The sequence below is a fragment of the Streptomyces sp. NBC_01508 genome (assembly GCF_045040315.1).
GTDB lineage: Bacteria > Actinomycetota > Actinomycetes > Streptomycetales > Streptomycetaceae > Streptomyces.
The window spans coordinates 6,900,822-6,925,789 of the sequence record NZ_CP109419.1 but is presented as its reverse complement, the minus strand read 5'-3'; the positions used below and the strand labels follow the sequence as shown (position 1 = coordinate 6,925,789).

22 protein-coding genes and 1 pseudogene are annotated in these 24,968 nt (G+C 70.7%); 9 read left to right on the top strand and 14 right to left on the bottom strand.

The features are described 5' to 3' along the window. Positions 1-20 precede the first annotated feature (20 nt). Positions 21-395 carry a GntR family transcriptional regulator gene (locus OG700_RS31930; protein WP_405619642.1) on the bottom strand — a complete coding sequence of 125 codons (375 nt, stop codon included), beginning with the start codon at positions 393-395 and terminating at the stop codon, positions 21-23. A gap of 97 nt (positions 396-492) precedes the next feature. Between OG700_RS31930 and OG700_RS31925 the strand changes: the two genes are divergently transcribed. Both OG700_RS31925 and OG700_RS31920 read left to right on the top strand, forming a co-directional pair. Next, on the top strand, positions 493-1,413 hold the full coding sequence (locus OG700_RS31925) for a GNAT family N-acetyltransferase (RefSeq protein ID WP_405619640.1): 921 nt from the start codon (positions 493-495) through the stop codon (positions 1,411-1,413). Next, a complete protein-coding gene (locus OG700_RS31920; protein WP_405619638.1) occupies positions 1,394-1,942 on the top strand; it encodes a DUF402 domain-containing protein in 549 nt (182 codons plus the stop codon). The genes OG700_RS31925 and OG700_RS31920 overlap by 20 nt, the downstream gene beginning before the upstream one ends. Here the strand turns inward: OG700_RS31920 and OG700_RS31915 are convergent. The 4 genes from OG700_RS31915 to OG700_RS31900 all read right to left on the bottom strand — a co-directional run bounded on the left by OG700_RS31915 (position 1,908) and on the right by OG700_RS31900 (position 6,446). Continuing rightward, positions 1,908-3,080, bottom strand: coding sequence for a methyltransferase domain-containing protein (locus OG700_RS31915; protein WP_405619636.1), 1,173 nt, complete (start codon positions 3,078-3,080; stop codon positions 1,908-1,910). The two genes, OG700_RS31920 and OG700_RS31915, sit on opposite strands and share 35 nt — an antisense overlap. Positions 3,081-3,384: 304 nt before the next feature. Further along, positions 3,385-4,890, bottom strand: a complete 1,506-nt coding sequence (locus OG700_RS31910; protein WP_405619634.1) for a tripartite tricarboxylate transporter permease — start codon at positions 4,888-4,890, stop codon at positions 3,385-3,387. Between the two features lie 3 nt (positions 4,891-4,893). After that, positions 4,894-5,376, bottom strand: a complete 483-nt coding sequence (locus OG700_RS31905) for a tripartite tricarboxylate transporter TctB family protein (RefSeq protein WP_405622139.1) — start codon at positions 5,374-5,376, stop codon at positions 4,894-4,896. Between the two features lie 86 nt (positions 5,377-5,462). Beyond that, positions 5,463-6,446 (bottom strand): Bug family tripartite tricarboxylate transporter substrate binding protein, encoded by a 984-nt coding sequence (locus OG700_RS31900; RefSeq protein ID WP_405619632.1) that lies wholly within the window; start codon positions 6,444-6,446, stop codon positions 5,463-5,465. 166 nt (positions 6,447-6,612) lie between these two features. Here OG700_RS31900 and OG700_RS31895 point away from each other — a divergent pair, with 166 nt between their 5' ends. Together OG700_RS31895 and OG700_RS31890 are read left to right on the top strand one after the other, a co-directional pair. Further along, a complete protein-coding gene (locus OG700_RS31895) occupies positions 6,613-7,266 on the top strand; it encodes a response regulator (RefSeq protein ID WP_405622137.1) in 654 nt (217 codons plus the stop codon). Positions 7,267-7,489: 223 nt separating this feature from the next. Then, on the top strand, positions 7,490-8,002 hold the full coding sequence (locus tag OG700_RS31890; protein ID WP_405619630.1) for a hypothetical protein: 513 nt from the start codon (positions 7,490-7,492) through the stop codon (positions 8,000-8,002). 364 nt (positions 8,003-8,366) lie between these two features. Here OG700_RS31890 and OG700_RS31885 read toward each other — a convergent pair whose 3' ends face one another. Both OG700_RS31885 and OG700_RS31880 read right to left on the bottom strand, forming a co-directional pair. After that, entirely contained in the window at positions 8,367-9,086 is a 720-nt protein-coding gene (locus OG700_RS31885) for a DUF4097 family beta strand repeat-containing protein (RefSeq protein WP_405619628.1), read from the bottom strand. A gap of 12 nt (positions 9,087-9,098) precedes the next feature. Beyond that, the gene (locus tag OG700_RS31880; RefSeq protein ID WP_405619626.1) at positions 9,099-9,326 is read right to left on the bottom strand and encodes a hypothetical protein; all 228 of its coding nucleotides are present in this window, start codon (positions 9,324-9,326) and stop codon (positions 9,099-9,101) included. A 69-nt stretch (positions 9,327-9,395) separates the two neighbouring features. On the opposite strand from OG700_RS31880, the gene OG700_RS31875 reads away from it, so the two are divergent. Continuing rightward, entirely contained in the window at positions 9,396-9,836 is a 441-nt protein-coding gene (locus tag OG700_RS31875) for a GNAT family N-acetyltransferase (RefSeq protein ID WP_385150830.1), read from the top strand. A gap of 1,038 nt (positions 9,837-10,874) precedes the next feature. Next, complete coding sequence (locus tag OG700_RS31870; protein WP_405619624.1) at positions 10,875-11,954, top strand: hypothetical protein; 1,080 nt, start codon at positions 10,875-10,877, stop codon at positions 11,952-11,954. A gap of 266 nt (positions 11,955-12,220) precedes the next feature. Here OG700_RS31870 and OG700_RS31865 read toward each other — a convergent pair whose 3' ends face one another. Beyond that, positions 12,221-13,102, bottom strand: a complete 882-nt coding sequence (locus OG700_RS31865; protein ID WP_405619622.1) for a lipase family alpha/beta hydrolase — start codon at positions 13,100-13,102, stop codon at positions 12,221-12,223. Positions 13,103-13,280: 178 nt separating this feature from the next. After that, positions 13,281-14,123, bottom strand: a pseudogene (locus OG700_RS31860) (class I SAM-dependent methyltransferase). Between the two features lie 179 nt (positions 14,124-14,302). Here OG700_RS31860 and OG700_RS31855 point away from each other — a divergent pair. Continuing rightward, positions 14,303-14,698, top strand: coding sequence for a hypothetical protein (locus OG700_RS31855; RefSeq protein ID WP_405619620.1), 396 nt, complete (start codon positions 14,303-14,305; stop codon positions 14,696-14,698). A gap of 9 nt (positions 14,699-14,707) precedes the next feature. On the opposite strand, the gene OG700_RS31850 is transcribed toward OG700_RS31855, so the two are convergent. Next, positions 14,708-15,742 (bottom strand): DNA polymerase thumb domain-containing protein, encoded by a 1,035-nt coding sequence (locus tag OG700_RS31850; protein WP_405622135.1) that lies wholly within the window; start codon positions 15,740-15,742, stop codon positions 14,708-14,710. Beyond that, entirely contained in the window at positions 15,739-19,233 is a 3,495-nt protein-coding gene (locus OG700_RS31845) for a DNA polymerase III subunit alpha (RefSeq protein ID WP_405619618.1), read from the bottom strand. Before OG700_RS31845 ends, OG700_RS31850 begins: the two co-directional genes overlap by 4 nt. A gap of 143 nt (positions 19,234-19,376) precedes the next feature. Here OG700_RS31845 and OG700_RS31840 point away from each other — a divergent pair, with 143 nt between their 5' ends. Beyond that, positions 19,377-20,465: an ABC transporter permease gene (locus tag OG700_RS31840; protein ID WP_405619616.1), complete on the top strand. Its 1,089-nt coding sequence runs from the start codon at positions 19,377-19,379 to the stop codon at positions 20,463-20,465. Positions 20,466-20,552: 87 nt separating this feature from the next. Here the strand turns inward: OG700_RS31840 and OG700_RS31835 are convergent, their stop codons facing one another. The 3 genes from OG700_RS31835 to OG700_RS31825 all read right to left on the bottom strand — a co-directional run bounded on the left by OG700_RS31835 (position 20,553) and on the right by OG700_RS31825 (position 24,256). Continuing rightward, positions 20,553-21,638, bottom strand: a complete 1,086-nt coding sequence (locus tag OG700_RS31835) for a S1 family peptidase (protein WP_405619614.1) — start codon at positions 21,636-21,638, stop codon at positions 20,553-20,555. Between the two features lie 534 nt (positions 21,639-22,172). Continuing rightward, positions 22,173-22,973 (bottom strand): DUF1684 domain-containing protein, encoded by an 801-nt coding sequence (locus OG700_RS31830; RefSeq protein ID WP_405619612.1) that lies wholly within the window; start codon positions 22,971-22,973, stop codon positions 22,173-22,175. Between the two features lie 41 nt (positions 22,974-23,014). Next, entirely contained in the window at positions 23,015-24,256 is a 1,242-nt protein-coding gene (locus OG700_RS31825) for a DUF5685 family protein (protein ID WP_405619610.1), read from the bottom strand. 276 nt (positions 24,257-24,532) lie between these two features. On the opposite strand from OG700_RS31825, the gene OG700_RS31820 reads away from it, so the two are divergent. After that, entirely contained in the window at positions 24,533-24,967 is a 435-nt protein-coding gene (locus tag OG700_RS31820; protein WP_405619608.1) for a cell division protein SepF, read from the top strand. The last annotated feature ends 1 nt before the right edge of the window (position 24,968 follow it).

Below are 24,968 nucleotides of genomic sequence, written 5' to 3'. Positions count from 1 at the left end.
CCCGCACCGGGCGCCGGCTCTCAGCGTGAGTACGCCGCCCGCACCGCGTCCTCGGCCAGCGACAGCGCCTCCGTACGGGCCAGCCCCAGCCGTCTCGCCTGCTCCGCGTACTCCTGGGCGGCGGCTGCCGCCTTGCGGTCGGCCGCGTCGCCCGCCGCCGCGACGAACGTGCCGTTCCGGCCGCGTGTCTCGATCACACCGTCCGCCTCCAGCGCCCGGTAGGCCTTGGCGACGGTGTTCGCCGCGAGGCCCAGTTCCTCGGCGAAGCCGCGTACCGTCGGGAGTCTGTGTCCCACGGGCAGCGCGCCCGAGCGGGCCAGTTCGGAGATCTGCGTGCGCAGTTGCTCGTACGGAGCGGTCGTCGCGTCGTCGTCGATGGCGATTCTCAAGGTCACAGGGCCGATTGTCCCCCATCCCCCGCGTTCGACCCCCGCGTTCCGGGCCGGAAAATGGGAGGCGTTCCGGCGGCGCGCCCCCGTAGCGTGCCGATTCATGACTCTGATCGTCCGTGATTTCCGGCCGGAGGACGCCCCTGCCGTCGTCCGTGTCCGGCGTGCCTCCGTGCAGGCCGCCGTGACGACCGAGGAGGCCCTGCACTTCGCCGTACGGAGCGCCCACCCGGCGTCCAAGTACCGCATGCTGGTGGCCGAGGCCGACGGGGAGGTGATCGGCACTTCGCATGTCTCGCTCGCCTACGACAGCGACGAACCCGGTCAGGCCCGCCTCAACCCCCATGTGCACCCCGACCACAAGGGCAAGGGCGCGGGATCCGCGATCCTGCGGGCGGCCGAGGAGCATGTGGCCGCCCAGGGCGCGACCAGCGTCTTCACCTGGGTGAACGACGAGCCCGCGTCCCTCGCCTTCGCCGCCCGCCGGGGCTACTCGCCGCTGCGTAGCGCGCACTTCCAGCGGCTGGATCTGGCGGGTGCCACACTGCCCGAGCCGCTGAAGCTCCCCGCGGGCTGCGCGCTGGCGACGGCGGCGGACTTCGCCGGCGGCCCGCGGCCGGTGTTCGAGGCCGACGCCGAGGCGACGTCGGACGAACCAGGTGACGTCGGCACGAACCTCGACGACTACGAGGACTGGCTGAACCACACCTGGCACCACCCCTGTCTGGACCACGGCCTCAGCACCCTCGTGGTGGCCGACGGCAGGATCGTGGCCTTCACGCTGGCCCACACGGACGGTGACACGACCTATCTGTCGGCCATGACGGGCTCACTGCGCGACTACCGCGGCCGGGGTCTGGCCAAGGCCGCCAAGACCGACTCCCTGCGCCGCGCCCGCGCCGCCGGTTACACGGACGCGTTCACCAACAACGACGCGGGAAACGAGCCGATGCTGGCGGTCAACACCTGGTTCGGCTACCGGATCTGCGTCTCGGAGGTACGCCATGTCCGCGAGCTCACCTGACGCCGGGGGGACCTCGGGGGTCGAGGTCGAGGTCCGTCTGGTCAAGGCGGGCCGTACGAAGATCCGCTATCCCGCCACGCTGATCGCCGACGACGGCACGCATGTGGTGGTTCGCGCGCCGTGGGCGGCCGACGGCGTACGGGACTTCGGCTTCGTGCGCTTCGAGCCCGGCGACGTCTTCACCGAGCACTACTGGCGCGACCGGTGGTACGCGGTGAAGGAGGTCCGCACGGGCGACGGCACGCTCAAGGGCTGGTACTGCGACGTGACGCGGCCGGCGGTCGTACGCGGCCTCGGCCCCGGTGAACCGCGGTACGAGGTGCTGGTCGAGGATCTGGATCTCGATCTGTGGGCGTCGGCGGACGGCGGGACGGTGCTGCGTCTCGACGAGGACGAGTTCGAGGAGAGTGGCCTCGCCGACCGGGACCCGGCCGCGGCCGACGCGGCCCGCCGCGCGCTGGACGAGCTGGAACTCCTCGTACGCGACGGCGCGTTCACGACTCTGTCGAGCCGCCCCCCGTCGCCGTAGCACCCGTGTCCGTAGCACCCGTGTCCGTCGCGTCCGTGTGCGTGTCCGTCTTGGGCAGCGGCGTCGCGCGTGACGTGCCGTCCGGGTCGTGGACGATCGAGTCGGCGTCCTCGTGCCAGTGGATGACGAAACGCTCCCCCGCGCGGTACGCCTCCAGTCCCGCGCGGCAGTACGCGACGATGTCGTCCGGGAGCGCGGAGAGCGGATGCCAGGACAGGCCCGAGCACTTGTCGGGCTCCCGGTTGTACGGCTCCCAGAGCGTGTGCGCCGGGTCGTGGCGCGCCTCGAAGAACCAGCCGGTGCGCGGCCGGCCGCCGGGGCCGCGGTGGTGCATGACCAGGGCCGTACGCAGGTCGTCGGGGTCCAGTTCGGCGCCGATCTCCTCGGACGCCTCGCGGATCATCGCCGCGCGGACGTCCTCGCCGTCCTCGACGTGGCCCGCCGGGCTGTTGAGCAGGCCGTCCCCGTAACCCGTACCGGAGCGGCGGCCGAGCAGCACCTCGTCGCCCCGGCGCAGGATCAGGTGGACGTCGACCACTTCCGTGTGGCGGCGGTGCCGCGCGGTGTGGGCGATCAGGGCGTAGCGCTCGTCGTCCACGGGGCGGCCCCAGAGGGCGGCGTCGGCCGAGAGAGGTTCGTGCTGGACGCGCTCGACGAGCGGGGCGAGGGACATCGTGACGCGGGTGGCCGGCAGTCCGACGCCGGACCAGACGCCTTCGATCAGGATCAGCCGCCCGCCGGGGCGCAGCAGCGACAGCCAGTGGGTGAGCGCCCGGTCCGGATCGGGCAGCAGCCAGAGCACATGGCGGGCCATGATCACGTCGAACGTGCGCTCCCCCACGGGCGGTCGGGCGGCGTCGCCGACCAGCACCTCCGTGTCCGTGCCGGACAGCTTGGCCCTGGCCAGGCCGACCATGCGCGGTGAGAGGTCGACGGCGGTGACGCGGTGGCCCGACTCGGTGGCGAGGAGAGCGAGGCTGCCGGTGCCGCAGCCGAGGTCGAGCACCCTGGACTGCTCGGGCGGCAGCCAGCCGACGAGTTTGGCGGCCCACGCCTTGCGCACGGCCGGATCGAGCAGCCCGTGGTCGGGCTCCTCGTCGAAGGAGTCCGCCGCGCTGTCCCAGTCGATCGGGGTCATGTGTCGATGGTGCCATCCGGCACTGACAGTCCGGGCGGGTGGCCGGTTCGTGCTCGATGGCCGGACCGGCCGTGTACACGGCGGGTCCGGCCATCGAGGCCCTGTCCGGCGGATCTTCGGGGATCAGGCCGGGGCGTCTGGTGCGGTGCCTCGCAAGGCGGAGGATCAGCGTTGTGGATGGCCCGGCCGTACTTGGATGCCTTCGAAAAGGCTGTCAACGCGGCGAGGTGCCGTGCCAGGCGTCCCGGACCCCCGAAGATCCGCCGGACAGGACCGAGGGCAAGCGGGACCGACAAGACCCGGTCTACGCGGGGACCTTCGGCTCCTTGCGGCGGCTCAGCACCAGTTTCCGCACCAGCGGCCAGCAGATGATCAGCAGGATGACGGCGTAAACGGTCACCGAGAAGGGCGTGTTGACCAGGCCGGTGGCGCTTCCGTCGCTGATCTGGAGCGCCCTGCGCATCTGCTGCTCGGCGGCCGGGCCCAGGATGACGCCGATGACGGCCGGCAGCACCGGCAGCCCGTAGCGCCGCATACCGAACCCGATCAGACCGATGATCAGCAGGATCACCAGGTCCAGGGCCTCTCCGCCGACCGCGTACGCGCCGACGGCCGCGAAGAAGAGGATGCCCGCGTACAGATACGGACGCGGGATGCGCAGAAGCTTCACCCACACGGGAGCGAGCGGCAGATTCAGTGCCAGCAGCAGCACCATGCCGACGAACAGCGAGGCGATCAGACCCCACACCAGCTCCGACTCGCGCTCGAACAGCAGCGGTCCGGGCTGGATGCCGTACTGCTGGAACGCGGCCAGCATCACGGCGGCGACGGCGGTCGTCGGCAGGCCGAGGGTCAGCATCGACACGAGCGTGCCGGCGGCCGAGGCGGACGCGGCCGACTCGGGTCCGGCGACGCCCTCGATGGCGCCCTTGCCGAACTCCTTCTTGTGCTTGGAGAGCCGCTTCTCGGTGACGTACGACAGGAACGTCGGGATCTCCGCGCCGCCGGCCGGGATCGCGCCGAACGGGAAGCCGATGAGCGGCCCGCGCAGCCACGGCCTCCAGGTGCGCCGTACATCGTCCTTGCCCAGCCAGGGGCGGCCGACCGGAACCGGTTCGCCGGTGGAGCGCCGCAGGTGCGCGGCGACCCACAGGGCCTCGCCGATCGCGAAGAGACCGACCGCGACGATCACGACGTCGATGCCGTCGGCGAGTTGGAGCGAACCGAAGGTGAGGCGCTGCTGGCCGGTCATCTGGTCAAGGCCGACCAGTCCGATGGTGAGGCCGATGAGCAGCGAGGCGAGACCGCGGATACGGGACGAGCCGAGGACCGAGGTGACGGCGATGAACGCCAGCACCATGATCGCGAAGTAGTCGGGTGCGCCGATGTCGACGGCGAGGGAGGCGACGGTCGGGGCGAGGACGACCAGCAGGATCGTGCCGATCATGCCGCCGACGAAGTGACCGCCGGCCGCCGCGGCGAGCGCTTGCGCGCCGCGTCCCGCCTTGGCCATCGGGTTGCCCTCGATGGCGGCGACGACCGCCGCGCTCTCGCCCGGGGTGTTGAGCAGGATCGAGGTGGTGGAGCCGCCGAACATGGCGCCGTAGTAGATGCCGGCGAACATGATGAACGCGCCGGTCGGCTCCAGGCCGTAGGTGACGGGGAGCAGCAGGGCGACGGCCATGGCCGGGCCGATGCCGGGCAGTACGCCGATCGCGGTGCCCAGTAGTACGCCGATCGCGGCCCAGAGCAGATTGATCGGCGTGAGCGCCGTACCGAAGCCGTCGATCAGGGAGTTGAGGGAGCCCATGGTCTAGATCACTCCCATCAGGGGGCCACCGGGGAGGGGGACGCCGAGCAGGTTGTTGAAGAGGAAGTAGGTGACGAGGGAGAGGCCCGCTGCGATGAGCGGATCGCGCTGGAGATGCCGGCTGCCGAGCGCGTACGCGGAGCCCCAGAAGAGCAGCGCCCCGGATATCGGGAAGCCGAGGGGGCCGATGAGTACGGCGTTGCCGAGGAAGACCCCGGCGAGCAGCAGCACGGTGCGCCAGTCGCTGGGTTCGCTGAGGTCGATGTCCTCGCCGCCCTCGGCCTCGCCCCGGCCGCCGCGCAGGACGTCGAGGCTGAGGAGGACGGCGACGGCGAGCAGGCCGATACCGACGACGATCGGCACGGTCTTGGGGCCGATCGGGCCGCGCTGGGTGATGTCGACGTCCATGGTCAGGGCGTCGGTGAGGACGAGGATCCCGAGGATGAGCAGCATGAGGCCGACGCCGAGTTCGGAGTGCTCGCGCAGCCAGGAGGAGCGGCTGGACGCGGAGGTCCGGGGGGCGGCGGTCTCCTCCTCGGGAGGGGTGCTGGGAGGGGTGTTCGGGTGGGTGGTCACAGCCCAAGCTCCTTCAGGACGGATGCCACGCGCTTGTCCTCGGCGGCGAGGAAGTCGCCGAATTTCTCACCGGTGAGGAAGGCGTCGTCCCAGCCGTTCTTCTTCAGCGAGTCCTTCCACTGAGGTGAGGCGTGCAACTCCTCGAAGAAGGCGATGAGTTTGTCGCGCTCGGTGTCGGAGAGTCCGGGCGGCGCGACGACGCCGCGCCAGTTGGTGAACTCGGTGTCGAGCCCCGCCTCGCGCAGGGTGGGCGCGTCCATGCCGGGGCTCCGCTCGGGGCCGGTGACGGCGAGCAGCCGCAGCTCGCCCGCCTCGATCTGGTCGCGGTACTCACCGAGACCGGAGACGCCGAAGGCGACCTTGTTGCCGAGGATGGAGGCGAGGAGTTCGCCGCCGCCGTCGAAGGGCACGTAGTTGACGGTCTTCGGCGCGATTCCGGCGGCCCGCGCCATCAGCATGGGCGCCAGGTGGTCGGGTCCGCCGGGCGACGAGCCGCCGCCGACGGGCAGTTTGGCCGGGTCCTTCTTCCACGCCGTGAGCAGGTCTTCGATCGTCTTGTACGGGGAGTCCTTGGCGACCACGACGATGTCGGTCTCTTCGCTGATGCGGGCGATCGGCGTCGTGTCGGCGAGGGTCTTCTCCGAGTTGTTGGTGCGTACGGCGCCGACCACGCCGAGGCCCATGGAGACCACGAGCTTGCCGTTGCCGTGCTCGCTGACGGCGCGGGCGAGACCGACGGTGCCGCCGGCTCCCGGCAGGTTGAAGACCTCGATGTTGTGGTTGAGTTCGGCGTCCTCGGCGTTCTTGGCCATGGTGCGGGCGGTGATGTCGTAGCCGCCGCCCGGGGTGTTGGGGACCATGAAGCGCAGGCCGGGTATCTGCGTACCGGTGTCGCCGCCACTGCCCACGGAAAGCAGCGGCGGACCCACCAGCACCAGCAGCGCGGCCCCGAGGAGGGCGAGGGGAGTGCGGAATCGCACGTGTGCCGCCTTTCAGGGGAGCATGTCGTAGGGCAGTGAGGTGGCTCACATGTTGCCTTCGCGTTAAGAAGCTGTCTCTCTTCCGTCATCAACGGACGTTGTGGTCATTGCGGTCGCGGCTTAGCGTGACGGCGTGACGAAAGTGCTGGTGGTGGACGACGACTTCATGGTCGCGAAACTGCACGGCCGCTATGTGTCCGTGATGGACGGGTTTGAGGTCGTCGGTGTGGCGCACAGCGGTGCCGAAGCGCTGCGCGCGGCGGAGCTGCGCAGCCCCGACCTGGTGCTTCTCGATATCTATCTGCCCGACATGGACGGGATCGCGGTGCTGCGTGAGCTACGGGCGGCGGAGGAGCGGGACGCGACCCGTACGAGCGTGGACGCGCTGTTCATCACGGCGGCGCGGGACGCGGGCGTGATCCGGGCGGCGCTGCGGGCGGGGGCGCTGCACTATCTGATCAAACCGTTCAGCCAGTCCGCGCTCCAGGAGCAACTGCGGCACGTGGCATCGCTGCGGACCCGGCTGGACCGGCTGGGCGAGGCGCGCCAGCAGGACGTCGACCAGATCTTCGGCACGCGCCCGCCGGGCTCCCGTGAGCTTCCGAAGGGGCTGGCCGCGCACACGGCGGAGTTGGTCGAACGCACACTGCGCGGGCACGCGGAGGGCCTGTCGGCGACGCAGTGCGCGGACGAGGGGGCGCTGTCGCGGGTGAGCGCGCGGCGCTATCTGGAGTACTTCGCGGACACGGGCCGGGCGGAGGTCACGCTGCGGTACGGGGGGACGGGGCGGCCGGAGCGGTGCTACCGGTGGGTGGGGTGAGGGGCCTCGGCCCGTCCGGCGATCGAGGCCCGACGAGGCCCGCCTTCAACCGCGCGGTCCAGGGCCCGTCCGGGTGCTCGACCTGTTCGCCACCACCTGGCCGCGGTCACCGGCAGGTGTCGTGACTCGCGGGCATGATTGCTCGTAATCTTTGACTCCGTGAAACTCGAAGATCAACTTTCTGCGCTCGCGGAGATGGACCTCGTCCTCGCCCCCGGCCGGAGTGTTTCGGAGTTACTGCACTCGTTCCCGCGCGAGAAGGTATGAGCGCAGGCCGTTCGACGCCCTGCTCCTCACGCTCGGCATCGAGGTCGAGGCAGAGCCCTGGGGCCGATGGTTCTGCGAGCGGGCGTGGAACTTCGACACCGAGTGCGTCCATGGCTCCGGCGCATACGTTGAGATCGCCCGACAGCTCTGCCGTCTGGCCGGTCGGGCGAACGCGCTGGGCGACGTACGTGATCATGTCGAGCTCGACGCACCTGGCGGAACTGGCCGGGCGTGGATCGAGTTCACCGTTGACGGTCGACAGTCGCATCGGGATATCACGGTCGAGGACGACTGGGCCGACATGGACATTGTCCTCGCCCTCATGACCGAGCTCGAGTGCGACGGTCGCAAGTTCCATGCCAAGGACAATGGTCAGGCCATGGTGTTGTTCTATCTCGATGCCGCCGCCGCGCGCACCGTGAACGAACTCGCAGGCGGGGAACAGCTCGTGGCACTGCTCCCGGAGTGAAGCTCCCCCTTTGACCTGTACAGCCTGATACTGGAACGGAAAGCCCCGGAGGAAATAGTCACAGGTAGTGAGCAAGAACAGCAGTATGAGTAAGCGGTGCACGGCGGAGTTCAAGCGGGGCGCCGTCGCGTTGGCGCTGTCGTCGGACAAGACGGTCACCGAGGTCGCCCCGGGATCCGGGGGTGAGCCCGGAGGGTCTGCGTGGCTGGGTGAAGCAGGCCAGAGTTGACCGGGGCGCGCGGTGAACACGGCTGAGCGCGGCGGCTGAATGAGTCCGCATCGATTGATTGTTCATCAAAGCCGGGTGGTCTTCGTCCTTGAGGGGAACGAAGGCCACCCGGGGCTGTGAAGGCCGCCGCGGCGGTCAGCCCACCGTCGTCACGGTGACGTCGCCACCGCCGGTGTGGGCCTTCACCTCGTGTGCGGAGGAAGGCGTGTTCGTGACCCCGACATCGCGGTTGCCGCCGTCCGTCTTGGCGTCCACGGAGTACGTGCCTTCGGGTAGCCGCACGGTGACGTCGCCGCCGCCCGATTCGGCCTTGACCTGGTCGGGAGCGCTGGTGAAGGAGGAGTCGACGTCGCCGCCGCCGGTGGAGGCGTCGACCGTCTTGGCGGCGGATTCCTTGATGCGGACGTTGCCGCCGCCCGTCTTCGCCGCGGTGTCGCCGGACAGGCCGCGTACGGTGATGTCGCCGCCGCCGGTCTCCAGGTTCACGGCGGTGCCTGCGGGCACCTCCACGGTGTAGTTGACGGCGCACTTGCTGGCGTCGTCGTTCTCGTATCCGGGAGCGTTGAGGAAGAGTTCGCCGGACTTCACGGAGTGATCGGCACGCGGCTTTCCGTCGGTGTACTCGAACTCCTCGGTGACGCTGATCCCCGAGCCGCCCCCGGTGACCACTTCGATATCGCCGCCGTAGTCCTTGATGCGAAGAGAGGTCACCTTCTCATCGACTTGATACTGCGACTTCTCTGTTTTGATTTCGCTGTCGCAGGCTGTGAGCGCGGTGCCGGCGAGGGCGACGGACGCGGCGACGAGCAGCAGGCTCTTGGTCTTCTTCATCGACTTCTTCGACGGCATCGTCATCGGGTTTCTTCCTCAGGTCAGCTGGAAGGGCGGGGGGAGCGGAAAGGCAGTGCGTGGGGCGCCGGTCAGCGCGCGGCGCGGGTGGGCGCGGCTGACGCGGTGCGGGAAGACCGTGACCGAGTCGTACGTGCCCGCGGTCTCCGCCACCCAGAAGTGGTCGGCGATGGTGACGGGCGATACGGGGCGCACCGAGCGCGGCAGCCGGAAGGCGAGCCGCAGGTCGTCAGTGCCGGGGGGCAACTGCCAATGTAGTTGCCTTTGCCTACCGAGCAGCTGTTGCGGCGTGTGTGGCTGTTCTAGGCTCAGTGCATGAAGATCACTGTGCGGTCAGCGGTCGAGATGGACCTGTCGGTGTTGCTGGCTCTCTACAGCGAGTTGAACCCCGACGATCCTCCATTGCCCGAGGCGTCCGCAGATGCCATCTGGGCAGCCATATCAAGGCAGCAAGGACGGACGATCCTGGTGGCTGAAGCTGGCGGCGCCGTGGCAGGGACGGCGGATTGCATCGTCATGCCGAACCTCACGCGCGGTGGTCGGGCCATCTTGTTCGTGGAGAACGTCGTGGTGGCTGGCTCCTTCCAGCGGCGTGGTGTCGGCCGTCAGCTGATGGAGGCTGCCGTTCGACTGGGTGAGTCGGCCGGCTGCTACAAGGTCCAGCTGCTGGCGGCGGATGACGCGTATGTTCACACCTTCTACGAGGCGTGCGGTTTCAAGGCCCTGGCGGAGGGCTTCCGCCGCTACATCCCATAGGCGTCTCGTCGCTGAACGATGCTTGCCGAGGTGAGGGCAGGACCGGTGCCTTGAGCGCGGGTCTACCGGCGCCTCGGCTGCTCTTCTGCTTCTTAGTTTGGTTGAGATCCAACGGCCGGGCTGGACTGTGTCCCGGCCGGCGCGGGTCCGGAGCACGGGCCACCGATTGGGCTTTCTGACGGCGCGGGGGTAGTTCCGGCTTCGCCGAGGTGAGAGCAGTCGGCTGCGTGCCTCTTCAGCGGCTTCGGCGAGGGAGCGGGCGAGTTTGGCGGTGGTGGCTCCGAGCTGAGAAGGAACGCTCCGGCGGATCACTCGGACGCACTTCAGATAGGAGATGCGGTCGGCGTCAACGGTGGGGCCGGCAAGAGCGGCTGCATGGGCGAACTGGCGGATCGCGTGGTGAACCGCCAGGTAGGCCCACAGTTCTTGCCGGACGCCCTCCGGTGTGCGCGATCTGATCGGTCCGGCAGGGCCAAGGAGGAAGTCACCGGAGCCTCAGCAGACTGGTTCACCCGACGAGTTCGCGCCGACCCACGCGCTGATCGAGCGCCAGGCCGCTGCCACCCTGACGCGATCGCGGTGGCCGGGGGCGCCACACAGTTCACGTACGACCGGCTCGACCGCGCGGCGAACCGTCTCGCCCACCACCTCATCGGCGTCTGTGTGCGCCGCGGCGTCGGGCTGCTGGTGGCGCTGCTCGGGGTGTGGAAGGCGGGGGGCGGCCTACGTGCCGCTCGACGCGGTGCATCCGCAGGGGCGCATCGAGTGGACCCTGCGGGACACCGGCGCGCGCACCGTCGTCACGGACAGCGCGTCTGCCGCAGCGGTGAGCGGTGCCTTCGGTGACGCCCCTGCGACCGGGGCCACCCCCGGCCCGCTACTCGTCGACCTCGACGCCGACCGGGACGCGCCTCACCGTCGGTACCGCCGATGTGCGGCGGCTGCGGGATCAACTGACCGAACTGTGGCTACTGGACGATCAGAACGGGGGTGGTCCCCGAATTGGAGCATCAAGCGGTGATTTTAAGCGCCCACGCCATGAACCTCCAGCAGAACGGGAGCGCCACCAGCCGCGTCCGCGGCCGCCTGTACGCTCTGGCGGCCACCTTCACCGCCACCGCCATGTGGGCCGCCACGGACTCCCGCAGACTCGACGACGCACAGCGGCACATGGAGAAGTCCGTCACCCTCGCCGCGCTCTCCGGCGACGGACAGGCACAGCACCAGATCTGGCGATACCCGTCCGCGCTGGCCGGCCAGCGCGGACGCTGGGCGGACGCGGTCGGCGCCTCCGAAGCCGCGATGGCCAACTCCGTACACGGTAGAGACCCCTTGTACGCCTCCCTCAGCCACGCCCGCCTTGCCGTATCCCTGCCGGGCCTGGGCGAGCGCACCCGCACCCGTCGCGCCCTGGACCGCGCGGACGAAGCGTTTGCCCGCGCCGACCCAGAGGCGTTCCGCCCGATGTCCATGGACTTCTACACCCGGGGTGAACTCGACGGTCTGACCGGTATCGCGCATCTACGGCTGGGAGATGCGGAGAGGGCCGAGTTCCACCTGCACCGCTGCCTCGCCGCCCTGCGCCCCGACCAGCGCCGCGACCACGCCTACTACACGCTGCACGTGGCCTTCGCCCAACTCGCCCAACTCGGCCAACTCGACATCGACAGGGCATGCTCGACAGCCGCCACGGTCGTCCCACCTCCCGGCTCCACTCCAACCGGCCGGATCCCGCACCCGCTGAAGACGTTCACTCAGCAGCTCAACAGACGGACCCCGGACGTGCGGCCCACGCTGGCAGAGCTGTATGCCGAGGTGTACGCCGACCGGTTGTCTGATCCGTTCTTCTCCATGGAGCGCTTTCAGGAACGCCTCGACGGGCACGTCTCCCGCCCTGGCTGGGAGGCCGTTGTCGGCTACGACAACGGCCAGGCTGCCGGGTACGCCTACGGCTCCCCGCTACCGGAGAGATCCCGTGGTGGGCGGGAATGCTCGCTCCGCTTCCCGAACAGGACACAGACGAGACAGGCGGCAGGCGTACGTTCGCACTGTTCGAACCGATGGTCCGCGTACCGTGGCGCAAGACCGGCAGCGCCCACCGCCTCCACGAGGAACTGATGACCGGCCGCCCGGAGGAACGCGTGACGCTTCTGGTGGAACCAACCCACCCCAAGGTCCAGGCGCTGTACGAGCGGTGGGGGTACGAGTACACCGGCGACCAGCAGCCGTTCCCCGACGCTCCAATCCACGCCACCTTGATCCGCCGACTGCGACAAATGGTTCACTGCACGGCGCCCGGTAAGACGGCCCGCTGTCACGGATGTTCTTGGCAGCGGGCCGAACCATGACCACCGTGGCGCCGGGAGCGGACGGCTGTCTGCCCGTCAGCCGATGACCGACGCGCAGGTCGTCGGTGTGGCACGGCCCGGATCGAGCGCGTTGGCCACCTCATGGAACGCGATCCGGTCGGTCAGCCCGATCGCCAGATGCTCGGATATGTTCACCGCGCACAAATCCTGGAGGGTGACGTTGCGGACGTCGGGCCCGGACAGGAACTGGCTGCGGTACGGCGTGACCACCTGGTCGTAACGGGTCGAGATGACCGTGTACTTGACGCCGGGCACGGTGTCACCGCCCGCGTTGAGCTTGGTCAGGAACGCCGATCCGGCGATCTGGTCGGCCAGTCCCGGAGTCTTCTCGGTCAGCAGATCCTCCGCGCCGGGGAAGTGCGGCAGCAGCTTCGTCAGGCCGAGCAGGGTCGTGCCGTGGTTGTCGGGCGCGAGTCCGACCAGGGCGTTCACCTTCTGTGCCCCGCCGAGGAACTTGAGGTAGTGGCGGGGCATCATGCCGCCCTGGGAGTGGCCGACGATGTCGGCCTTCGGGGCGCCCGTGGCGGCGAGCACCCGGTCGACGTACGCGCTCAGTTGCTCGGCCGACTTGTCGATGGGGCCGAGGCCGTTGAAGAACGGCACTCCGGGGAGCTGCCCGTAGTCGAGGGAGAAGACGCAGTATCCGCGGTTCACCAAGTACGGGGCGAGACCGAGCCAGTTGTCGACGGAGTTCCCGAAGGTGCCGTGGACGAGGACGACGGGGCGGGGGTGGGTGGCGGAGGGCTTGCAGGAGTAGTTGTTCCAGCCGCTGCTCGCGGCAGCGGCGGTGACGGCCGGCGCGGTGGGGGTGGCCGCGACGGCGGGGGCGGTGGTGGCGACCGAGACGGCCAGCAGCAGCGCCGCCAGCGGTCCGAACGCGCGTTTCCAGGGCAGCATCGAGCGATCTCCTTGCGGCTCAAGGGGAAGAGGCGATAGCTGTCAGCCCTGTGGCCCGGACCACATCTTGGCTGTGCTCATGCCAAGTTACGCACGAGTAAGAACGGGAAGGGAAGTTACGCGTCGGTAAAAATTGAACGAACGCCACCGCCGCGCCCGCGCCCCGCCGGCACCGTCGTCACCGCTCTCCAGGCGGCTTGCGCCAGGTCATGATCTCGGTCGGCGGAAGACGCTCCGCGAACCGCCCGCCGGACGACGCCTGCCGCAGCGTCGCGCGGGTCCCGCTCGAAGTCCGCCGGTCTGTCGCCGAACAGATGGGGCGCGGAGTCCGACCGGGAGAACACCCACGCCACGAGGTCGTCCTCCGCGCGGTCGACCACGTTCCCGGCCGGCACGACATGGCGCTCGAAGTTCTCGAACCCGGCCCTTGCCAGGACCAGGTCCTCCCGGTTCGGCGTGCCGTTGGCAAGCGTGCCCTGCCCCGCGCGCCGCACCGGACCCAGATAACGGCGCACCAGTTCACCGATCCGCTCGTACGGAGGAGCGGGCAGCGGCAGCGGCGTCGATACGGGAAGAGGGTCCTTCAGGTCGCTCATACGGACGAACGTCCCACCCGGCTCCAGCATCCCCAGCACGGCGGCGGCGGTCCGGTCGCGGTCCGTCCAGTGGAAGGGCTGGGCGAACACCACGGCCCGGAACTCCCCCAGACCGGCGGGAAGTTCCTCGGCGCGGGCGGCCCCCAGCGCGCGTTGCCCACCCCCCGCAGCCGGGCCTGCCGTGCCGCCTGCGCCAGCATGTCCTCGTCCGGGTCGACGCCGACCACCTCGGTGACGTACCGCGCCATGGCGAGCGCCACGATGCCGGGCCCACAGCCGACATCGAGCAGCCGCCCCCGCCCGTCCAGCCCAAGGACGGTGGCCAGCGCTTCGGCGAAACCCGGGGCGTACGGCAGCCGGCCACGCTCGTAGTGGGCGGCGCCTCCCCGGAACAGGGTGCGGTCCCATCGCCATCCGTCAGGCATGCCGATTCCACTCCGCTCGGTTGATGTGATCCGAGGACCTTAGAGCTCGCGCGGACAGGTGTGTGGTCAGGTGTGTGGGTCAGGTGTGGGTCATGGTCGTCGGGTGGGGCCGTCCGTCGTCCCGGCGATGGGTGCGATGGGTGGTCCGGCGTACGTGACGCCCTGTACTGTCGGCCGGCGTGATCGAAGAGGTCCTCGCACTCCTGCCCCCTCGCTTGCCGCGCCCTTCGTTCGGGAGCGTCGACTGGAACGCGATCGAGGCCGAACTGGTCGCGACAGTGCGCGAGATGGCCGACATCACCGTGTGGGAGCACGGGCACGAGCACCTGGACGATGCCGCGCTTCCCGGCCTGCTGTATCCCTGCCTGATCACCGACGACGGCGACACCGGCTACTGGCTTGCCGCCACCGACAACCCCGATGGCTGGACCATCATGCTCAACAAGGGCCGGGACCCCGAATTCACCGACCACGGCACCACCCTCTCAGAGTTCCTGTACGACTTCCTCACCGAGGGCCATCCGTTCGGTGTCACCCTGTCCGACAGCCGTCCCCTGTTCACCTCTGACTTTTGATATGCGCGGCTACCTGCCGGTTTCCCGGTGACTTCGGGTGACCGCCGAGGCCAGGCGGCGTACCGCGAGCGTCCCCGGGACGACCGCCTTCGCCCCGAACCTCGCGCGGGCCCGGTCCGCCACCGCCTCGACGCGGCGCGCCCGGTCGTCCACCGGGTCGAACGTGAGCTGGCGGGTGGCCCGTTCGGCCGGGGTCAGCCCCTCGGCCCGCAGCGACAGTGCCCGTACCCGCGCCCGCTGGAGCCCGAGCGAGTCGTGGATGCGGTAGGCGGCGCCGATGAGCGCGGCGGAGTGCGCGGTGGGTTCGCGCAGCGTACGGGCGCGGGTCGTCGTGGAGCGGTCGGCGTACCGCACCGTGAGTGTCAGGGAGCGGCACACCTGCCCCTCGCCCCGCATCCGGCCGCCCAGCTCCTCGGTGATCGAGAGCAGCGCCGACCGGTGCCGGACCTGGTCCAACTCGTCGTGGGGGAAGGCCCGTTCGGCGGCGAGCGAGCGGGCGGACGCGTTCGGGACGACCGTCGTACGGTCGATGCCGTGGGCCTTCTCGTACACCTCGCGCCCCATCCGCACCCCGGCGACCCGTTGCAGTGTCGACAGCGGTACGGCCGCCGCCCTCCCGACGGTGCCGAGTCCGTACGAGCGGAGCGTACGGGCGGTCGCCGCGCCGACCCCCGGCAGCGCCGCGACCGGCAGCGGCCCCAGGAACTCCGCGACCGCCCGCTCCTCGTCCGGGACCGTCAGCGTGGTGCCCGGCGCCGCCTGGTGTGCGGCCATCCTGGCGAGCATCGGGCCGGCGGCGGCGCCGATCGCGCAGCCCGCCCCGACATGCGCGAGCGCCCGTACCCGCAGGACGGCGGCGATCTGGGCCGCGTCCTGCCCGAAGTACCGCTCGGCGCCGCGCACATCGACCAGCGCGGAGTCCGGCGGCAGCGCCTGGACGACCGGGCTCAGGTCCTCGATCAGCCCGAGCAGGGCGGGCAGGGCGGCCTCGATGCCTCTCTCGCCCTCGTGGTGGTACCGGTGGAACCGTACGCAGAGGATCATCCCGCGCTCCCCGGGCTTGAGTGCCACAACTTCCTTCCGGTGGGCAGCCCTTCGCCGGGCGGCTGGAGATCGGCCCAGGGGTTCATCGCGTAACCCGTGGGCATCTCGATACGCCGCCCGTTGTCCACCGTGCTCTCGGGACCCGGCCCCGGCGCCGGCGCGTCCAGCGCGGCGGCGACCGCCTCCAGGCCGCCCTTCTCCCGCAGTTCGACCAGCTCCGCGAGGTTCCAGGCCGCCGCGCCGACCACGCTCAGACTCCGCGCGCCGCGCCGCTGCACCACTCCGCGCACCAGCAGCAGCCAGGAGTGGAAGACGGTGTGCGCGCACGCCTCGTGGCTGTCGTCGAAGAAGGCGAGGTCGACCAGGCCCGTACCGTCGTCCAGCGTCGTGAAGATGACCCGCTTGCCGGAGCGGATCGGCGGGGTCTGGGTGGCCACCTTGGCGCCGGCGACCAGGACGGTCGCGCCGTGCGGCGCCTCCCGCAGCCGTTTCGCCGACAGCACGCCCAACTCCGCCAGGAACGGGTAGTGGTCCGCCATCAGATGGCGGGACGCGTCCATGCCGAGGACGCCGAGTTCGGCGCTCAGCCGCTCCGCGTCGCCCAGGTCGGGCAGCCCGGCGGGAGCCGTCCGCCGCCCCCCGTCCAGGGGGAGTTGGTCCCCGTGCCCGCCCGCCCGCCGCGTCGCGCCGTGCAGTTCGGACAGATGCAGCAGCAGATCCCGTCTGTTGGCGCCGAACCCGTCCAACGCGCCCACCTGCGCCAGCCGTTCGGCGACCGGGCGGCCGGGCCTGGCGCGCTGCCAGAAGTCCAGCAGCGAGGAGTAGGGCTGTCCGGCCTCGATCCGCGCGGTCTCGGCCTCGCTGATGCCGTGGACGTCACAGAGCGCGAGCCGCACCCCCCAACCACCGCCACCGGACACCAGTTCGATTCGGTGGACCGCCGCCGACCGGTTCACGTCCAGCGGCAGCACCGGCACCCCGCGCCGCCGCGCGTCCGCCAGCAGCAGCCGCTTCGGATACATACCGGGGTCGTGCGTCAGCAGCCCGGCGAGGAACGCCGCCGGATGGTGCGCCTTGAGCCAGGCAGACTGGTACGTCGGCACGGCGAAGGCGACGGCGTGCGCCTTGCAGAAGCCGTACGACCCGAAGGCCTCGATGATCTCCCAGGCACGGCCGACGACTTCGGGGCCGTACCCCTTCTTCCCGGCCGCCGCCTCGAACCAGACCCGGATCCCGGCCTGCGACTCGGGATGGGAGAGCCCTCTGCGCACCCGGTCCGCCTCCTCCCGGCCGCAGCCGGTCATGATGTCGACCATCTTGATGATCTGCTCGTGGAAGACGACCACGCCGTAGGTCTCGCGCAGCGGCTCCGCCAGATCCTCGTGCGGATAGCGGACGGGCGCGCGGCCGTGCCGGGCCTCGATGAAGGGCCGCACCATGTCGGCGGCGACGGGGCCGGGCCGGAAGAGCGAGATGTCGACCACCAGGTCGTGGAAGGTGGCGGGCTGGAGCCTGCCGACCAGATCGCGCTGGCCGGGCGATTCGATCTGGAAGCAGCCGAGGGTCTCGGCGGAGCGGATGAGGCGGTACGTCTCCGGGTCGCCCTCCGGTACCTGCGCCGGATCGTCGATGTCCAGCCTCTCGCCCGTGGCGCGCCCGATCTCGGCGACCGCGTGCGCCATCGCCGACTGCATCCGCACGCCCAGCACATCGAGCTTGAGCAGCCCCAGCTTCTCGACGTCGTCCTTGTCGAACTGGGACATGGGGAAGCTCTCGCCACTGGTCGGCACGACCGGCGTACGGCGCAGCAGCGAGGCGTCGGAGAGCAGCACTCCGCAGGGGTGCATGGCCATCCCGCGCGGCAGCGCGTCCAGCGCCTCCACCAGGTCCCACAGCCGGCCGTGCGGCGTCCCCTCCTGCCGCGACTCCCTTGCCACCTCGCGCAGTTCGGGCAGTTCGTCCATCGCCGCGCGGGCGTCGCGCGCCCGGATGTGCGGGAAGGACTTGGCGATCCGGTCGATCTCGGCCGGGTCCATGGACAGGGCGGCGCCCACGTCCCGTACGGCGTGGCGGACCCGGTAGGTCTCCGGCATCGCGACGGCGGCGACCCGCTCGGGGCCGAAGCGGTCGAGGATCGCGCGGTAGACCTCCAGGCGCCGGGCGGACTCGACGTCGATGTCGATGTCCGGCAGTTCGAATCTGCCGCGGGCGTCGGCGCGCCGACGCTCGGAGAGGAAACGTTCCATCAGCAGTCCGTGCGCGACCGGATCGGCGTGGGCGATCCCCAGCAGATGGTTGACCAGCGAGCCGGCCCCGGAGCCGCGCGCCGCGACCCGGATGCCCATCCCCCTCACGTCGTCCACCACTTGGGCGACGGTAAGGAAGTACGAGGGATAGCCGAGCCGCTCGATCGTGCCCAGCTCGGCCTCCGCGCGGTCCCAGTACGCACGGTTCCGGTCGTAGCCGCGCAGCACCATGGCCGCGGCCACCCGCGACCGCAGCACCCGCGCGGCGGTCCGCCGGTCGGCGCCGACCAGCCTCGGCTCGGGGAAGTGGACACCGCCGATGCCGAGATCGCCCTTCGGGTCGACCCGGCAGCTCTCGGCCGTCTCCCGGGTCATGGCCAGCAGCCGGTGCGCGGTGCCCGGCCCGAGCCCGGCCGATTCGGCCACCAGCTCGGCGGTACGGGCCATCGCCGCCGGGTCCTTGAGCCAGCGCTCCCCGGTGTCCAGGCCCTTGCGCGGGTCGATGGGCACCAGCCTGCGGGCCGCGTCGAGGACATCGGCGACCGGGCCCTGGCCGGGGTCGGCGTAGCGTACGGCGTTACCGAGCACGGCCCGTACGCCCTGTTCGACGGCGAAGCCGAGGGTACGGGCGGCATGCCGCAGCGATCCCGGCCCGGTGCCCGCGCGCCCGTGGTGGACGACCTCCAGGCGCAGGGCGTCGCCGTAGATCTCGCGCCAGGCGGCGAGCAGCCGGGCGGCCCGGCCGATCCGGCCGGCGGCCAGCGCCCGGCCGACACCGGAGTCGGGGCCGAGGAGCACGGTGACGCCCGCGCCGTGATTGTCCTGCCAGGGCAGCAGCGGGCCACCGTCCCCGGCGGCGTGCGCGGTGGTGACGAGCCGGCACAGGTCGGCCCAGCCGGCGGCGCCGTCACGGGCGAGGAAGACGGTACGGGGCGCGGACTCGTCGACGAAGGCGCCGCCGCGCACCGGGGTGCGCCGTCGTACGGCGGGGGCGGCCCGGCCGCGTTCGCGTACCGGCTCGTCCGCCGGCTCGGCCACGGCCAGCTCCACTCCGAACAGCGGCCTGATCCCCCGTTCCTCGCACGCCTCGGAGAAGCGGACGGCGCCGCCGAGGGTGTCTCGGTCGGTCAGGGCGAGGGCGTCCATGCCGCGTGCGGCGGCGCTCTCGGCCAGCCGTTCGGGATGGGAGGCCCCGTACCGCAGGGAGAACCCCGAGACGGTATGGAGATGCGTGAACCCGGCCATCCGCACCTCCTGATCGATCCCGTTCTCACCTCCCCCGCTCCCACCATAGATGAGTATCGAACGTTTGTGCTACATCATGGCTCGTCAGCCATTCAGACCCCTCCCACCTGCGGGAACACCGGAGGGGCCGGAGCGTGGGGCCCATGACTCGCGAGGGCACGACCGAGGGCGCGGCTGAGGGAACGACCGAGGGAACGACTTTCGCCGACGAGGTGCGCGGCGCCGTCACCGTGCGGGCCGCACTGCTCGTGATCGGCGTACTGGCGCTCCAGATGCTGTTCATCACCTCCTACATCGGGGCACTGCACAGCCCCAAGGCCCGGGACGTGAAGGTCGCCGTGGTCGCCCCCGGGCAGACCGCGGACCAGCTGGCCGCCGAGCTGCGGAAGCTGCCGGGCGGACCGCTCGACCCGCGCACGCTCCCCGACGAGGCGACCGCGCGCCGGCAGATGCTGAACCGGGACATCGACGCCGCCCTCGTCGTGGACCCGCGATCGGCCCGGGACACGCTGCTGGTCGCCTCCGGCCAGGGGGCGACCGAGACCCAGCTCCTGCTGAGAATCTTCGGAGAGGTCGAGAGACAGCAGCAGCGGTCCCTCACGGTCGACGACGTCGCGCCCGCCTCCAAGGGCGACGCCGACGGTCTCTCCTCCTTCTACCTGGTCGTCGGCTGGTGCGTCGGCGGCTATCTGTGCGCGGCGATCCTCGCGATCAGCGCCGGCGCCCGGCCGTCCAACGGCCGCCGGGCGGTGATCCGGCTGGTGGTCACGGGCCTGTACGCCGTGGTCTCCGGACTGCTCGGCGCCGTCATCGCCGGCCCGGTCCTGGGCGCGCTGCCCGGCAGCGTCGTGGGGCTGTGGGGGCTCGGCGCGCTCACCGTCTTCGCGGTCGGCGCGGCCACCCTGGCCCTTCAGGCCGTCTTCGGGGTCGTCGGTATCGGCCTGGCGATCCTGCTGATCGTCGTCGCGGGCAATCCGAGCGCGGGCGGCGCCTTCCCGCTCCCGCTGCTGCCGGACTTCTGGCGGTCGATCGGCCCCGCCCTGCCACCGGGCGCGGGCACCTGGGTGGCCCGCTCGATCGCGTACTTCCACGGCAACGCGGTCACCGGGCCGCTGCTGGTGCTCTGCGCCTGGGCCGTGGCGGGGACGGCGATCACACCGGCGATGGCGGTGCTGCGAAAGAAGGCCCGTCCGGCGCTTGAGGACGAACCGGCCACCGGCCGGACCCGGTGAGACCAACCCGGCCACCGCGCCGGAAAGCCCGGCCCGCCGATGACTTCCGTTCAACGGCGGACCGGGCCTTCGCGTGCTGATGTACGGTCAGCCGATCGTGGCACCGAACGCCGCGAGCGCCTCCGGCACCGGCTGGAAGAACGTCTCGCCACCCGAGGAGCAGTCACCGCTGCCGCCCGAGGTCAGACCCAGCGCGGTGGTACCCGCGAAGAGCGAGCCGCCGCTGTCGCCGGGCTCGGCGCAGACCGTGGTCTGGATGAGGCCCTCGACCACGTCGCCGCCTCCGTAGTCCACGGTGGCGTCGAGCGCGGTGACCTCACCGTCGTGCACCTGGGTGGTGGAGCCGCTGCGCGAGACCGACTGGCCGACGGTGGGGTCGCCGGCCTCCGTGATCTCCTGCGTGGTGCCGTCGTACAGGTCGACGGCGCTCGGGGCGTCCGCCGAACCGGTGTACTCGACCAGGGCGAAGTCGTCGCCCGGGAACTGCGAGTCGACCATGGAGCCGATCTCGGCGCCGCCCGCGGAGTCGGACCACGAGCTGCCCGCCGTGCCGCAGTGGCCCGCGGTGATGAAGTGCGGCGCGCCGCCCACCGTCACGTTGAAGCCGAGGGAGCAGCGGCCACCACCGGAGTGGATGGCCTCGCCGCCGGCGATGAACTTCTTGAACTCCCCGGCGGTCTTCTTCAGTTCGGCCTTGGCGCCGAGCTTCTGCACGGCCTTGGTGAGCTTGTTGAGCGCGGCGCCCTTGACCGTGCTGTCCGCCGTGACGACGACCTTGTTCGTCACCGGGTCGACGGCCACGGCCGTGCCGGGGGTGCTCGCCTTGCCGGTGAGGGAGCCGCGGGCGTCCTTCAGTTCGGCGAGGGAGTGCGCCACGACCTTCGCCTTGGCGCCCGCCTCGCGCACGGTCTCGGCGGCCTTCTCGTCCACGACGTTGACGACCAGGGCCTTGGTCTTGCTGTCGTAGTACGAGCCGGCCGTGTCGCCGGCGAGATCATCGGCGAGGCTGGATGCGAGCTTTCCGGCCGCCGGCGCCGACAGCGTCTTGGCCGTTACGGCGGGTGTGTCCTCACTCGCGTTCGCAGTCTGGAAGGAAATCCCGGCCACGACCATGGCGGTGACGGCGCTGCCCGCGATCGCCACGCGCTTCCTGGAAATGCGTCGGTGCTTCAACTGGTACCTCCTGTGGGGGCCGCGTCATCGCATGTGGGGTGCGGTGACGCGGAGGACGAGGCGCCCACTATTCCTAAACTCGCCAGTAGCACACAAGGCCGACTTCAGGACGTGCACACGACGGGTTCATTTCCCTCCCGCCCTGTTCACGTGCGGAGGTCAGGGCTTGGCCGTTCCATTCGTGAACACTCGGCGCAATCACCGGTTCGGCAGCGGGTGAGGACTAGTCCTGTCTTGAAATCACCCATCGAACAACGGAGTTCAACCCCCACAAACGCGTCGAGTCCCCGCCCGGAGCTCACGGGCGGGGACTCTTCTCAACCTCGTTCCGGCTCAGCCTCGTTCCGGCTCAGCCGGCCGGGCCGGCGGGCCAACCAGCCGCACAAGGGCTCCTTTCGGCCATCTCACCGGCCGAAATATCACCGTTGCGTCTTGAAATCGCACCGTCGCCGCACGGCCCGCGCGCTGCCCACATGGCGCGACAGCCCCGGTCCGCGCGGCGCGGACCGGGGCTGTCCCCAGGGGCCGGGGCTCTCAGCGAAGGACGGCGTTCCGCTCCCCCGCCGGGACCTCGAACGGCAGCGTGTTCCCGGGCGGCGGGAAGGGGCAGATGAAGTGCTCGGCGAAGGCGCAGGGCGGCAGCAGCACCCGGTTGAGATCGACGGTCACCGTGCCGTCCGCGGCCGGCGGGGACGGCCGCAGAAAGCGGAAGCGATAGCTGGTCAGCCCGCTGGTGCCGTCGGCGAAGACCGCCCAGAGGGACCCGTCGGGCTCGACGGCGACCTGGAGCGTGTGTTCCGTACCGCCCACGGAGAAGGCCAGTTGGCCCGCGAGCCCGAGACCGCGCTCCCGCCCGTCGGCGTTCCCGACGCGCACGGTGCGGCTCTCGTCGTACGGGCGGAAGTGGCCCGGCAGCACCCAGCGGCCGTCGTACGGCGTGGCCTCGACGGTCACGAACGCCCTGCGGGCCGGGGAGTCCGGGTCGAAGTCACGGACCGCCCAGAGCCCTTCGCGGCGCATGACCACCAGCCTGCGTCCGCCGTGGGCGACGCGGGAGTCATCGATGGGGCCCCGGTCGGCGGTCAGCACGGCCTCACCGGTCAGCGGCCGGCCGTCAACCGTGAGCCCGTCGTCGGCCGTGGCGATCAGTGACACGTCGTCACCACGCTCTCGCCACACACCGGGCACGGCCGGAATTCGACCCTCCGGGTACTCGGAGAGCCAGTGGGTGCCGGTCAGCGAGAGCGGTCCGTGCGGCGCCGAGACCGAGGCGACGCGGCGTTCGTGCCAGTTCTTCCAGTTCCGCACGGGATCCGGGTCAGTGTCTGTGCTCATGCCGACGCAGCCTTCCACACGGGCGGGCCGACGGCCGGGACTCAGCAGTCGCAGCCGCAGCAGTCACAGCCGTCACAACCGCAGCTACAGCATTCACAGCCGCAGTCCGCGCAGTCCACACAGCCCTCGCGCTTCTCGCGCGACCACGGTCCCTCGTACTCCGAGGCGCAGCAGATCTGGCAGGTGCAGCAGAGGCCGATCGCCACCGCGCAGCCGGCCCAGAAGCCGCGCCGCTCCGGCCGGGGCGGCCGGGGAAGGAGGTCGGGCCCGGAACCACCGGGGCCACCCGGCCCACCGCCGCCGTAGGGGTTGCCGCCACCGGGCGGATTCCCGCCCCCGTACGGGTTGTTCGAGCCGTACGGACCATGCGCACCGTACGGATCTCCGCCCCCGCCCTGGGCGCTCGCCCGCCCCTGGTGCGAGCAGGACGACGTTCCGAAGGCGCGGTCGACGGACGTCCGCAACTCGTGCGCCAGCAGCACATGCGCCAGTTTGTCGTCCACGAACTCCGCGTCGCGCAGCGCCAGCCGGATACCGTGCAGCGCGTCGTCCGCGAGCCTGCGCGCCTCGGTGCGTGAGGTACCGGTCGCCGTGAGCGGGTTCCAGGCACCCGACGCGGCGTCGGCTCCCTGGTCCTCCACGGCGTCCAGCAGATGCGCGAGCCGCCCGAAGAGCCGGCCGGCCTCGGCGAGCGGCGCCATGTTGCCCGGCCGGCCAGCGAGTACGGCGGTGTGCGCGAACGCGGCGGCGGTCGCCGTCTCGGTCGGCTCGGTGACGGTGAGCAGCCCGGTACCCGGCCCGGCGAGCGCCTCGATGCCGCTCTGCCGGTCGACCGCGTCGACGAGCACCGCCGTGTCGAAGCCCAGCTCCGCGCCGGTGCGCGCGCCCGCGCGGTCCCAGCCGCCCGCTATTCGGCGCGCGGCGACGGCCACCGGCCGGCGCTTCAACACCCCGTCCCCGTCGGCGACGTGGTCCCGTACCTTCGCCGAGGCGAGCACCAGCGAGACGGCCGCAGCGAGGCGCGCTCCCTCGCCTTTCGCGACCGGAGCGGTTCGCATGCCGCGGAGTGGGCAAGGGCCAGCTGTGCGGCGCCGTCCGGTGTCGCGCTCGGTCTGAGCCTCCGTCAGGACGGAGACGATCAGGCCGTCGTAGTTGGTGACGATGCGGGAGAACTGTCCGTGGTCCGAGCGAAGTGCCAGGCACAGCCCGCACAGATGGGCCATCCACTCGGTCTTGAGCCCTTCCGTGAGCCGATGGCCGCAAGGCCTCACAATTCCGAACACGACGGTTCCCCCAGGTGTCGTTCGACGGTGCGCCAGGCATCGTATCGAGCCACCCGTTCACCCGTACGTCCCCACCATCACCCGTCTGGCTGGACTTTCATATTTTCATTACGTCAGGCCCCGCACGCAGGACGAACCCTGACGAATCGCCATATCTTCTGCACCAGTACCGTCACGAATCCCCTGCGCGGCGACAATCCACTTGGCGCGCAATCCGCATCATGGACAACCATAGGGATGCGGAACCACAAGCGACCGCGGTGAAAGGAGGCGTCCATGGGATCGGTGCGCAAGGCGAGTGCCTGGCTGGGCCTCGTTGAGGACAACGACGAGCGGTACTACGACGACGAGTACTCCGAGGGTGCCGGAAACAACGACACCTGGAAGACCGATCCGCGGGTGCGGGTCGCCGCCGAGGCCGCTCCCGAACAGGAGCGCAGGATCGCCACCGTCTCCCCGGAGAGCTTCCGGGACGCGCGTGGCATCGGCGAACTCTTCCGCGAGGGCGTCCCGGTCATCCTGAACCTCACCGCGATGGAGCCCGCCGACGCCAAGCGCGTCGTCGACTTCGCCGCCGGACTGATCTTCGGCCTCCGCGGCTCGATCGACCGTGTCGCCACCCGGGTGTTCCTGCTGACCCCCGCCGACACCGAGATCGTCAGCGGGGAGTCCCCGACCCACGGGCGGGACGGCTTCTTCAACCAGAGCTGAG